11 protein-coding genes are annotated in these 11268 nt (G+C 76.0%); 8 read left to right on the forward strand and 3 right to left on the reverse strand.

The window, feature by feature from the left end:
- Window positions 1-63: 63 nt before the first annotated feature.
- Window positions 64-474, reverse strand: coding sequence for a RidA family protein (locus GC722_RS16675; protein ID WP_331714989.1), 411 nt, complete (start codon window positions 472-474; stop codon window positions 64-66).
- A gap of 153 nt (window positions 475-627) precedes the next feature.
- On the opposite strand from GC722_RS16675, the gene GC722_RS16680 reads away from it, so the two are divergent.
- The 7 genes from GC722_RS16680 to GC722_RS16710 all read left to right on the forward strand — a co-directional run bounded on the left by GC722_RS16680 (window position 628) and on the right by GC722_RS16710 (window position 8385).
- Window positions 628-2289: an N-acyl-D-amino-acid deacylase family protein gene (locus tag GC722_RS16680; protein WP_156611881.1), complete on the forward strand. Its 1662-nt coding sequence runs from the start codon at window positions 628-630 to the stop codon at window positions 2287-2289.
- Window positions 2286-3554 (forward strand): alanine racemase, encoded by a 1269-nt coding sequence (locus GC722_RS16685; protein WP_156611882.1) that lies wholly within the window; start codon window positions 2286-2288, stop codon window positions 3552-3554. The genes GC722_RS16680 and GC722_RS16685 overlap by 4 nt, the downstream gene beginning before the upstream one ends.
- Before the next feature lie 97 nt (window positions 3555-3651).
- Window positions 3652-4503, forward strand: a complete 852-nt coding sequence (locus GC722_RS19420) for a phosphatase PAP2 family protein (RefSeq protein WP_197430234.1) — start codon at window positions 3652-3654, stop codon at window positions 4501-4503.
- A gap of 90 nt (window positions 4504-4593) precedes the next feature.
- Window positions 4594-4806 (forward strand): heavy-metal-associated domain-containing protein, encoded by a 213-nt coding sequence (locus GC722_RS16695; protein WP_156611883.1) that lies wholly within the window; start codon window positions 4594-4596, stop codon window positions 4804-4806.
- A complete protein-coding gene (locus tag GC722_RS16700; RefSeq protein ID WP_156611884.1) occupies window positions 4806-5744 on the forward strand; it encodes a heavy-metal-associated domain-containing protein in 939 nt (312 codons plus the stop codon). The genes GC722_RS16695 and GC722_RS16700 overlap by 1 nt, the downstream gene beginning before the upstream one ends.
- Window positions 5741-7981 carry a heavy metal translocating P-type ATPase gene (locus tag GC722_RS16705; protein ID WP_156611885.1) on the forward strand — a complete coding sequence of 747 codons (2241 nt, stop codon included), beginning with the start codon at window positions 5741-5743 and terminating at the stop codon, window positions 7979-7981. The genes GC722_RS16700 and GC722_RS16705 overlap by 4 nt, the downstream gene beginning before the upstream one ends.
- Before the next feature lie 44 nt (window positions 7982-8025).
- Window positions 8026-8385 (forward strand): metal-sensitive transcriptional regulator, encoded by a 360-nt coding sequence (locus GC722_RS16710; RefSeq protein WP_156611886.1) that lies wholly within the window; start codon window positions 8026-8028, stop codon window positions 8383-8385.
- A 15-nt stretch (window positions 8386-8400) separates the two neighbouring features.
- On the opposite strand, the gene GC722_RS16715 is transcribed toward GC722_RS16710, so the two are convergent.
- A complete protein-coding gene (locus GC722_RS16715) occupies window positions 8401-9741 on the reverse strand; it encodes a DNA polymerase IV (protein WP_331714990.1) in 1341 nt (446 codons plus the stop codon).
- A 95-nt stretch (window positions 9742-9836) separates the two neighbouring features.
- On the opposite strand from GC722_RS16715, the gene GC722_RS16720 reads away from it, so the two are divergent.
- Window positions 9837-10259: a DUF6766 family protein gene (locus GC722_RS16720; protein ID WP_156611887.1), complete on the forward strand. Its 423-nt coding sequence runs from the start codon at window positions 9837-9839 to the stop codon at window positions 10257-10259.
- Between the two features lie 4 nt (window positions 10260-10263).
- On the opposite strand, the gene GC722_RS16725 is transcribed toward GC722_RS16720, so the two are convergent.
- Entirely contained in the window at window positions 10264-11172 is a 909-nt protein-coding gene (locus GC722_RS16725) for a cation diffusion facilitator family transporter (RefSeq protein WP_156611888.1), read from the reverse strand.
- Window positions 11173-11268 lie beyond the last annotated feature (96 nt).

Genomic DNA, 11268 nt, shown 5'->3' on the forward strand with positions numbered 1-11268 from the left:
CGCCAGTGTGGCAGGCCTGCGCCTCGTCGACGGCGAGAACGGGCCGACCAGGCGACGGAGGCGTCAGCCGAGGACCGCGAGGCCGTCGATCTCGACCAGCATCTCCTCCCGCGGCAGACCGACGACCACCGTGGTGCGGCAGGGCAGCACCCCCGACGGGCAGTGCTCGGCGAGGAAGGCGCCGTAGGCCTCGTTCATGGCGGCGAAGTCGTCGCGGCTGGCCAGGTAGACCCGCAGCGAGACCAGGTCCTCGACGTCCGCGCCGCCGGCCAGCAGCACCGCCCGCACGTTCTGCAACGTGCGGGTGGTCTGCGCCGCCACGTCGCCCGGGTGCAGGTACTCGCCGGTGGCCGGGTCCTGCGGTCCCTGCCCCGACACCTGCAGCAGGCCACCGCGGCGCACCCCCTGGGAGAAGGTGAACGCGGGCGCCGGGGCGTCCTCGGTGCGGACGGCGTGCTTGGTGGTCTCGGACACAGGGGCTCCTCGTGGTGACGTGTGCGGGTGACCGCGTCCGGGAGCAGGACCGGGACACGGAGCGGGGCCCAGTCTGCCGGAGGACGGCGCCGCCGTGCTCGACGAGCACGCGCCTCGACCCCGCTGGTCCCGGATCGGCCAGGATGGTCCCCGATGACCACCTCCGCGCACCCCGCCACGCCCCCACCCACCCTGCTGCGAGACGTGCTGCTCCCCGGAGCCGCGACCACCCGTGACCTGCTGCTCCGCGAGGGCCGGGTCGCGGCGGTGCTGGCCTCCGGCGAGGACCCCGGCCCGGTGGAGGTGGTCGACGGCGGCGGACGCTGGGCGCTGCCGGGCTTCGTCGACGCGCACGTGCACGGCGAGGCGGCGGTGCTCGACCCCGAGGTGCAGCTGGCCATGCTGCGCCAGGGGGTGACCACGGTGGTGCTCGGCCAGGACGGGGTGTCGCTGGCCCCCAGCCCGACCTACGCCCCGCACGACGCCACGGCCTGGGCGCAGCAGTACTTCGCCGCCATCAACGGCGCCCACCCGACCTTCACCGGCGGCGGCGTCGGTGAGCTGCTGGCCAGCTGGGACGGCCGCACCGCCCTCAACACCGCCTACCTCGCGCCGCACGGCACCATCCGGGTGGCGGTGATGGGGACCGAGCAGCGCGAGGCCGCGCCCGGCGAGGTGGCCGCGATGGCCGCCCTGCTCGAGCAGGCCCTGGCCGACGGCGCCTGCGGGCTCTCCACCGGGCTGGAGTACGCGCCGGCCTCCGCCGCCACCCGCGAGGAGCTGCTGGCGCTGTGCCGGGTGGTCGCGGCGGCCGGGCTGCCCCACGTCAGCCACATGCGCGGCTACGAGGCGCAGGCCACCGCCGGGCTGCAGGAGCTGGTCGAGCTGACGCTGGCCTCCGGGGTGACCACCCACGTCTCCCACCTGCACGGGCCCCGTCGCCAGGTCGAGGCGGCTCTGGCCCACGCGGCCGCGGCCGGGGTCGAGCTCAGCTTCGACTCCTACCCCTACCTCAGCGGCTGCTCCATCCTGTCCATGGTGGCGCTGCCGCGCTGGGTCCCCACCGCCGACCCGGACCACGCCCTGGCGGTGCTGGCGCCCGCCGCCGGGGGGACCGCCCGGCGGGACGAGCTGCTGGCCCACCTCGAGGCCTCGACCGAGCTGTGGCCCCGGGTCCGGCTGGCGGCCGTGCCCGGCGAGCTGTCCTGGACCGAGGGGCTGTCGCCGGTGGAGGTCGCCGACCGGCTGGGCTGCTCGACCGCCGAGGCCGTGCTGCGGCTGCTGGTGAGCAGCCGGCTGCGCGCCACCGTGGTCTTCCGGCAGCCGCCCACCAACACCCCCGAGGCCGTCCGTGCGCTGCTGGACAGCCCCCGCCACCTGGGCGGCTCCGACGCCATCTACCTCGGCAGCTCGCCGCACCCCCGCGGCTGGGGCGCCTTCGCCCGCATGGTGGCGCTCGGGCTGCACGAGCTGGGCGGCTGGGACGCCCGCGACGTGGTCGAGCACCTCTCCGCCCGCGCCGCGCGGCTCTTCCGGCTCGGTCCCCGTGGCCACCTCGAGCCGGGGGCGGTCGCCGACGTCGTGCTGCTCGACCCCGAGCGGGTCCGCGACCTGGCCACCTACCGGTCACCCCGCCAGCTCGCCGAGGGAGTGGACGACGTCTGGGTGGGCGGCGTCCCGGTGCTCCGCGACGGCCGGCTGACCGGCGCCACCCCCGGACGGGCCATCCGGCCCACCAGCCCGTCCGCCACCAGCCCGTCCCCCACCAGCCCGTCCGCCACCACCGGGCGACCAGCGCAGGAGGCAGCACGATGACCCCTACCCGGCTGCAGCACCCCGAGGCCGTGGTGGAGAGCACCACCAAGGGCTGGCGGGTCGACGCACCGCTGACCGCCGCCCAGGTGCGCGCCACCGCACCCCGGCTCGACGACCTGCCGGTGTCCTGGCCGCTGGCCTGCCTCGACGCCGACGCCCTGGACCACAACCTGGCCACCATGGCCACCGCCTGCGAGCAGGCCGGGGTGCTGCTGGCCCCGCACCTGAAGACCCACATGTCGCCGCCGCTGCTGCAGGCCCAGCTCGACGCCGGAGCCTGGGGCGCCACCGTCGCCACCCCGGCGCAGGCCCGGGTGGCGCTGGGCTGGGGCTCGCCCGGCGTGCTGCTGGCCAACGAGCTCGTCGACCCCGCCGACGCGGTGGACCTGCTGCGGCGCACCGCCGCCGGCTCCTCGACCCTGTGGTGCTACGTCGACTCGCCTGCCGGCGTCGCGGTGCTGGCCGAGGCGCTGGCCGCCGTCCCGGCGGCCCGGGAGCGGTTCGGCGTGCTGGTCGAGCTGGGGCACCTGCAGGGCCGCACCGGTGTGCGGCGGGTGGACGACGCGGTGGCGCTGGCCCGGGCCGCGGCCGAGCAGGGGCTGCCGCTGCGCGGCACGTCGGGCTACGAGGCCAGCCTGACCCGCACCACCACGGAGTCCGACCTCGCCGCGATCGCGGGCTTCGTCACCGGCCTGCGCGACCTCGCCGCCCGGCTGGTGGCCGAGGACCTGCTGCCCGCCGGGGTCGCACCGGTGGTCTCGGTCGGCGGCAGCTCCTACCTCGACGTGGTGCTGGCCGTGCTCGCCCAGCCGCTGGAGGTGGACGGCGTCGCCCACCCGGTGCAGGGCGTCGTCCGCTCGGGGGCCTACCTCACCCACGACCACGGCATGTACGCCCGCACCGACCCGTGGGCGCGGATGACGGGTGGGCCGTCGCTGCGGCCGGCGCTGGACGTCAGGGCGCAGGCGCTGTCGGTGCCCGAGCCGGGGCTGGCCCTGCTCGGGGCGGGCAAGCGGGACGTCCCCTTCGACCTGGACCTGCCCATCCCGCAGCGCGTCCTCGGTCCGCGCGGGGAGCGGCCGGCGAGCGGCACCTGCTTCGCCCTCAACGACCAGCACCTCTACCTCCGGGACGAGGCCGAGGTGGCCGTGGGCGAGCTGGTGGTGCTGGGCGTCTCCCACCCCTGCACCCTGTTCGACAAGTGGCGGGTGCTGCCGGTGCTGCGCGGCGACCGCGTGGTCGACCTGGTGGCCACCTGGTTCTGAGCGACTGGGCGGCCACCGGCTGGGTACACGACCTCACCCGGGCGCACCCGGGGTCCGGGCGCCGGTCGGACGAACCCGGCGAGGGAGGACGACGACCGTGTCCGATCCCGCTGCCGAGCCGCCCCGCTCCGCGGCGGAGGGCGACGTCGTCGAGGTGCACGAGGACCGCCACCTCGGCGGCCGCGACCTCACCCGCTGGGAGTCCCCGCTGGGACGGCGGCTGGTCGCGCTCGTGCACCGGATCAGCCTGGCGCTGGGCTCGCACCAGACCCTGCTGCTGGTGCTGGCGGTGGGGGCGGCGGTCGCCGCGACCACCACGTGGCTGGCCTCGGAGACCTACGAGGCGGTCGCCGCCGCCGACGGGGTGGCCGTGCTGGACCAGCCCCTGCTCGACCTGGCCCTCGGCCTGCGCTCGCCCTGGCTGGACGCCGCAGCCACCGCCTACACCGACGTCGGGGGCGTGGTCGGCATGCCGGTGCTGGCCACCACGACCATGGTGGCGCTCGCCGTCCGGCGCCGGTCGTGGACGCCGGTCATCCTGATCACCGCCGCCGCGGCCGGGTCCCTGCTGATGACGGTCGCGGGCAAGGACCTCGTGGGCCGGGCCCGGCCGCCGCTGGCCGACGCGGTACCCCCCTTCGAGCACTCCCCCTCGTTCCCCTCCGGGCACTCCCTCAACGCGCTGGTGGTCGCCGGCGTCGTCGCCTACCTGCTGGTGCTGCGCCAGCGCACCCGCCGCGCCCGCGTGCTCACCGTGACGGCGGCCGCGCTGTTCGCCCTGACCATCGGGCTCAGCCGGGTGTTCCTGGGCCACCACTGGTTCACCGACGTGCTGGCGGCCTGGATCCTCGGCGTGGGCTGGCTCGCCGTCGTCGTCACGGCCCACCGGCTCTACCTCACGACCCGGCGGCGCGCCGTGACCGCGGCCGAGGACCCGGAGACGGGCTGAGCGCACCTGCGGAGGCGGACCGAGTTGTCTCCGGTACCGGTAGGGGGTATACATGGGTGTACCCCCTACCGGTATTGACGAGAGGACGCCATGAGCACCGCCACCTACCAGGTCACCGGCATGAGCTGCGGCCACTGCGAGCAGGCCATCCGCCAGGAGGTCACCGCCCTCGACGGCCTCGAGGTCGTCTCGGTGGACTCCGGCAGCGGCGTGCTGGTGGTCTCCGCCGCCGCCGGTGACGTCGACGACGCCGCCGTGCTCGCCGCCGTGGACGAGGCCGGCTACCAGGCGGTCCGGGTCTGATGCGGGCGCCGCTGCGGCTCGGGCTCTACGCGCTGGTGCTGCTCGCCGTGTTCGGCGCCGCCCTCGGCGTGGCCCGGGTGGTCGCGCCGTCGCGCGCCGCCGAGCGGCCGCCGGCCGCGGAGCCCGGCCACGGCGGCACCGAGGACCACACCGAGACCGCCGGTGAGGACCACGCCGGGGACGACCACACCGGGGAGCAGGACGGCCACGGCGCCGGCGCCGGGCACGTCCCCGGCGTCACCGTCAGCCAGGACGGCTACCGGCTGACCGCCCTCGACGCGCCCGCCGAGGTCGGCGTCGACGGCCAGCTGAGCCTGCGGCTGGTCGACGGCCAGGGCCACCCGGTCACCGACTACGAGGTCTCCCACGAGAAGGAGCTGCACCTGGTGGTGGTCCGCTCCGACGGCGAGGGCTTCCGCCACGTCCACCCCCGCCACGACGGCGAGGGCACCTGGTCGCTGCCCTGGCGCTGGCAGCAGGCCGGCAGCCACCGGGTCTACGCCGACTTCGTCCCCGCCGGCGGAGAGCAGGTCACGCTGACCAGCACCGTGGAGGTCGCCGGCGAGCTGGAGCCGGTCACCGACCGCCCCCAGACGCGCAGCGTCGAGGTGGACGGCCTCACCGTCACCGTCGCCGGCGAGCTGCGGGCCGCCCGCAGCTCCGAGCTCACCTTCACCGTCGAGCGCGACGGCCGCCCGGTCACCACGCTGCAGCCGCACCTCGGGGCCTTCGGGCACCTGGTGGCGCTCCGCGAGGGCGACCTGGCCTACCTGCACGTCCACCCCCTCGGTGCCGGGCCGAGCTCGGCGGAGGCCACCTCCGGCCCCGAGGTCGTCTTCGCCGCGGAGGCGCCGACCCCGGGCCGCTACCTGCTCTACCTCGACCTCCGCGTCGACGACCGGGTGGTCACCGCCCCGCTGGTGGTGGAGGCCCGATGAGCACGACGACCACCCGGGTGGAGCTGGAGATCGGCGGGATGACCTGCGCCTCCTGCGCCTCCCGCATCGAGAAGCGGCTCAACCGCCTGGACGGCGTGACCGCCACCGTCAACTACGCCACCGAGCGCGCCACCGTCACCGCCGACAGCCCGCTGGACCCCCAGCTGCTGGTCGAGGAGGTGGCCCGCACCGGCTACACCGCCAGCCTCCCCCGGCCGCGCGAGGACGCCGCGCCGCCGGAGACCGCCGCCGACCGCGAGCTGGCGACGCTGCGGCAGCGCACCCTCGGCTCGCTCGTGCTCGCCGTCCCGGTGATCGCGCTGGCCATGGTCCCGGCCTGGCAGTTCACCTACTGGCAGTGGGCCTCGCTGGCCCTCGCCGCCCCGGTCGTGGTCTGGGGCGCCTGGCCGTTCCACCGCGCCGCCTGGCTCAACCTGCGTCACGGCAGCGCCACCATGGACACGCTGATCTCGATCGGCACCGGGGCGGCCCTGCTCTGGTCGCTCTACGCGCTGTTCCTCGGCGAGGCCGGGATGCCGGGGATGCGGCACGGCTTCGAGCTGACCATCAGCCGCACCGACGGCACCGCCAACCTCTACCTCGAGGTCGCGGCCGGGGTGACCGCCTTCGTGCTGCTGGGCCGCTACCTGGAGAAGCGCTCCCGCCGCCGCGCCGGGGACGCCCTGCGGGCCCTGCTCGACCTCGGGGCCAAGGACGTCGCCGTGCTGCGGGACGGGGTCGAGACCTCCGTGCCGGTGGAGCAGCTGGGCGTGGGCGAGGAGTTCGTGGTCCGTCCCGGCGAGAAGGTCGCCACCGACGGCGTCGTCGTCTCCGGACGCTCCGCGCTCGACGTGAGCCTGCTGACCGGGGAGTCCGTGCCCGTCGAGGTCGGCGAGGGCGACGCCGTGGTCGGCGCCTGCGTCAACGTCGGCGGCCGGCTCGTCGTGCGGGCCACCCGTGTCGGCGCGGACACCCAGCTGGCCCAGATGGCCCGGCTGGTGGAGGACGCCCAGTCCGGCAAGGCGCAGGTGCAGCGGCTGGCCGACCGGGTCTCGGCCGTCTTCGTGCCCGTGGTGGTGGCCGTCGCCGTGGCCACCCTCGGCGCCTGGATCGGCGCCGGGTACCCGCTGGAGGCGGCCTTCACCGCCGCCGTGGCGGTGCTGATCATCGCCTGCCCCTGCGCGCTCGGCCTCGCCACCCCCACCGCGCTGCTGGTGGGCACCGGCCGCGGGGCGCAGCTCGGCGTGCTGATCAAGGGCCCGGAGGTGCTCGAGTCCAGCCGCCGGGTGGACACCGTGGTGCTGGACAAGACCGGAACCGTGACCACCGGCCGGATGAGCCTGGTCGACGTCGTCCCGCTCGGCAGCACCACCGCCGAGGAGCTGCTGCGGCTCGCCGGCGCGGTGGAGGACGCCACCACGCACCCCATCGGGCGGGCCGTCGCCGCCGGGGCCCGCGACCGGCTGGGCGTCCTGCCCCCGGTGCAGGACGTCGACGAGGTGGGCGGGCTCGGGGTCCGCGGCCGCGTCGGGGGCCGCACCGTGCTGGTCGGGCGCAGCGGGCTGCTCGACCAGGCCGGCGTCCCGGCCGAGCCGGCGCTCGACGTCGCCCGGCGCGAGGCCGAGGAGGCCGGCCGGACCGCCGTCCTGGTCGCCTGGGACGGGGCCGTCCGCGGGCTGCTGACCGTGGCCGACACGGTGAAGCCCACCAGCGCCGAGGCCGTCCGCCAGCTCGTCGGCCTCGGGCTCACCCCGGTGCTGCTGACCGGCGACCACAGCGCCGTCGCCCGCCGGGTGGCGGCCGAGGTCGGCATCGCAGAGGTGGTCGCCGAGGTGATGCCCGCCGACAAGGTCGAGACCGTGCGCCGGCTGCAGGCCCAGGGCCGGGTGGTGGCCATGGTCGGCGACGGGGTCAACGACGCGCCCGCCCTGGCCCAGGCCGACCTGGGCCTGGCCATGGGCACCGGCACCGACGTCGCCATCGAGGCCGCCGACATCACCGTCGTCCGCGGCGACCTGCGCTCCGTGGCCGACGCCGTCCGGCTGTCGCGGCGGACCCTGGCCACCATCCGCAGCAACCTGTTCTGGGCCTTCGGCTACAACGTGGCCGCGATCCCGCTGGCCGCCCTCGGCCTGCTCAACCCCATGCTGGCCGGTGCCGCGATGGCCCTGTCCAGCGTGCTGGTGGTCACCAACAGCCTGCGGCTGCGCACCTTCCGCTCGCGGGCCCAGCAGTGACCACCACGCCCACGACCCCACCCGGCACCGACCAGGAGGAGACCATGACCGACACCGCCAGCCCCGCCAGCGGCGAGCCCGCCGTGCCCAGCACCGAGCACGCCGGGCACGACCACGGGACCCACCACGGCTACATCAGCGACAAGGCCCGCTACCTCGCCCGGCTCAAGCGGATCGAGGGCCAGGCCCGCGGCATCCACCGGATGGTGGACGAGGAGCAGTACTGCATCGACGTGCTGACCCAGATCTCGGCGATGACCCGGGCCCTGGAGGGCGTCGCCCTCGGGCTGCTGGAGGACCACCTGCGCCACTGCGTGGTCGACGCCGCCCGCGCCGGCGGCGAGGAGGCCGAGACCAAGATCACCGAGGCCTCCGACGCCATCGCGCGCCTGGTCCGCTCCTGAGGCGCCCGCGCCCGGTCAGGCCCGCGGGTCGTAGACCGGCGGGTCGGCCGGGCGCAGCGCCGGGTCGTCGTCGGCGAAGGTGCGGATCCGCCCGGGCGGGGTGTGCGGGCCCTCGAAGCGGACGGTGACCCGTCCGGTGCCGCTGCCCTGCACCCAGCCCGGCCCGTGGTCGTCGTGCTCGACGTCCTGGCCGGGCCGCCAGCCGGCGGAGGGCTCCGGCGCCTCCTCCTCAGGCTCCTCCTCCACCAGCTCGGCCACCTCCGGCTCGTCGGCGTCGGAGAGCAGGTCCGCCTGGGCGTACCCGGTCAGCCCCGACACCCCGACGCCGAGCAGCCGGATGCCGTCGGACACGTCGATGCCGGACAGCAGCTCGCGGGCGTGGCGGGCCACCTCGCGGGAGGTGGAGGTGGCGTGCTGCAGGGTGCGGGAGCGGTTGGCGGTCTGGAAGTCGTAGCGGCGGACCTTGATCGTCACCGTCCGCCCGGCCAGGCCCTGGGCCCGCAGCCGCGAGGTGACGCGCTCGGCCAGCCGCGCGGCCCGGTGCTCCAGGTCGCGCCGGTCGGTGAGGTCGACCCCGAAGGTCTCCTCCGCCGAGACCGACTTGGCCTCCCGCTCGCTCACCACCGGACGGGGGTCGATCCCCCGCGACAGCGCCCACAGCCCGCTGCCGTGCGCCCGACCCAGCAGCCGCACCAGCTCCGACTCCCCCGCCCGGGCCAGCTCGCCGATGGTGGTGAAGCCGTGGCGCCGCAGCCGCTCCGCGCTGACCGAGCCGACCCCGGGGATGCGCTGCACCGGCAGCGGGGCCAGCAGCTCGGCCTGCTCGGCGGGCGGCACCACCACCAGCGCGTCCGGCTTGCGCAGGTCGGAGGCGATCTTGGCCACCAGCTTGCTGCCGCCCGCGCCCACCGAGACGGTGAGCCCGGTGAGGGCCTTGACGTCGGCGCGGAACCGCTCGGCCACCTCGGTGACCGCGGCCACGTCCCACACCCGCCCGTCACCCCGCCCCGACAGGTCGACGTAGGCCTCGTCCAGGGACACCGGCTCCACCAGCGGGGACAGCTCGCGCGCCAGCCCCATCACCTGCGACGACACCCGCCGGTAGGCCTCGAACCGCCCGGCGAGGTAGGCGGCGTTCGGGCACAGCCGCCGGGCCTGCCCGGTCGGCATGGCCGAGCCGATCCCGAAGACCCGGGCCTCGTAGGAGGCGGTGGCCACCACCCCGCGTCCGCCGACGCCACCCACCACCACCGGCTTGCCCCGCAGCGACGGCTTGTCCCGCTGCTCGACCGCGGCGAAGAAGGCGTCCAGGTCCAGGTGCAGCACACCGGGGCGGGACGGATCGGGAGGCGGCACACCCCGATTCTCCCCTCCGGTGGCCGCGAGTACCTTCTGACGTCATCGAGCCGGTGCGGCACGGTGCCCACCGGAGGGAGGAGGACGAGGACGCCATGGTGACCGACCAGCGCCGCACCCACCGCAAGGCCCGCCCGCCGTGGCACAAGGCCTACTCCTTCGGCCTCGTGACGGCCGCCCTGTTCCTCTTCTCCTGGGTCGGGCAGTTCGTCTTCCAGATGCTGGTGGTGCGCAACGAGGCCGAGCAGCACGGCCGGCCCTTCTCCTGGTCGGAGTTCGCCGTGCAGTTCGGCGCCTCGACGATGGAGAACTGGCAGTCGGAGTTCCTGCAGCTGGTCTGGCAGGCCGCCGGGCTCGCGCTGTTCTACTTCTGGGGCTCGTCGCAGTCCCGCGAGGGCGACGACCGGCTCGAGGCCAAGGTGGACCGGCTGCTGATGGAGATCGACGTCGACCCGGCCGAGTTCGACTACCGCGAGAGCGACGACGCCGACCGCCGGGAGAGCCTGGGCCGCTCCTGAGGGCTCACCAGCGCAGCTGCTGGCAGCCCGAGTGGTCCACCGGGTCGATCTGCACGGTCGCGTGCTCGACGCCGAAGCGGTCACGCATCAGCTCGCCGGCGGCGTCCAGCACGGCGTGGGTGTCGGCGCCGGCGGCGGCCACCAGGTGCACGGTGGCGACGTCCATCCCCGAGGTCAGCGTCCACAGGTGCAGGTCGTGCACGTCGACCACGCCCGGCAGCGCGGCCAGCGCGGTGCGCACCTCCTCGGGGTCGAGGCCGGCGGGCGTGTGCTGGGCCAGCACCGACAGCACCTCCCGGGCCAGCAGCACCGCCCGCACGGCGACGAAGACCGCCAGGGCGAGCCCGATGCCGACGTCCCAGCGGGGGTCGCCGGTCAGCAGCACCAGCGCGCCGGCCACCACCACCCCGACGGAGCCGACGGCGTCCGCGGCCACCTCCAGGTAGGCGCCCTTGACGTTGAGGCTCTCCCGCGCGCCGGCGCGCAGCAGCAGCAGGGCGACCACGTTGACCGCCAGCACGAGCACGCCCACGGCCAGCACGGGCGACGCGGCGAGCGGGGGCGGGTGGCCGATCCGGCCCACCGCCTCCACCGCGATGGCGACCGCGACGCCGAGCATCACCAGCACGGCCAGGCCGGAGGCGAAGACCTCCACCCGGTAGGAGCCGAAGCTGCGCCGACCGCTGCGGTCGGTCCGCGTGGCGATGCGGGTGGCCACCAGCGCGACGGCCAGCACCAGCACGTCCCCGGCCATGTGACCGGCGTCGGAGAGCAGCGCGAGCGAGCCGGTCAGCACGCCGGTCACCGCCTCCACCACCCAGAACCCGGCCGCCAGCACGAGCGCGAGCGCCAGCCGACCCCGGTGCCGGCCGCCGGCGTGGCCGGGCGGGCCGTGCGTGTGCCCGGCGCCCATCAGCGACCACCCCGGCGGGGCCGACGCGGTCCGCGGGTCGTCGCGCTGGGAGCTGCTCGCATGCTCCGACCGTAGGAGGGTCCGACGCGCGCCACC

The organism is Auraticoccus cholistanensis, from assembly GCF_009742705.1.
Lineage (GTDB): Bacteria > Actinomycetota > Actinomycetes > Propionibacteriales > Propionibacteriaceae > Auraticoccus > Auraticoccus cholistanensis.

Coding starts and splice junctions, on each gene's coding strand:
- GC722_RS16720 (WP_156611887.1), top strand. CDS start 9,837: ATGGTGACCGACCAGCGCCGCACCCACCGCAAGGCCCGCCCGCCGTGG.
- GC722_RS16725 (WP_156611888.1), bottom strand. CDS start 11,172: ATGGGCGCCGGGCACACGCACGGCCCGCCCGGCCACGCCGGCGGCCGG.
- GC722_RS16700 (WP_156611884.1), top strand. CDS start 4,806: ATGCGGGCGCCGCTGCGGCTCGGGCTCTACGCGCTGGTGCTGCTCGCC.
- GC722_RS16695 (WP_156611883.1), top strand. CDS start 4,594: ATGAGCACCGCCACCTACCAGGTCACCGGCATGAGCTGCGGCCACTGC.
- GC722_RS16710 (WP_156611886.1), top strand. CDS start 8,026: ATGACCGACACCGCCAGCCCCGCCAGCGGCGAGCCCGCCGTGCCCAGC.
- GC722_RS16685 (WP_156611882.1), top strand. CDS start 2,286: ATGACCCCTACCCGGCTGCAGCACCCCGAGGCCGTGGTGGAGAGCACC.
- GC722_RS16680 (WP_156611881.1), top strand. CDS start 628: ATGACCACCTCCGCGCACCCCGCCACGCCCCCACCCACCCTGCTGCGA.
- GC722_RS16705 (WP_156611885.1), top strand. CDS start 5,741: ATGAGCACGACGACCACCCGGGTGGAGCTGGAGATCGGCGGGATGACC.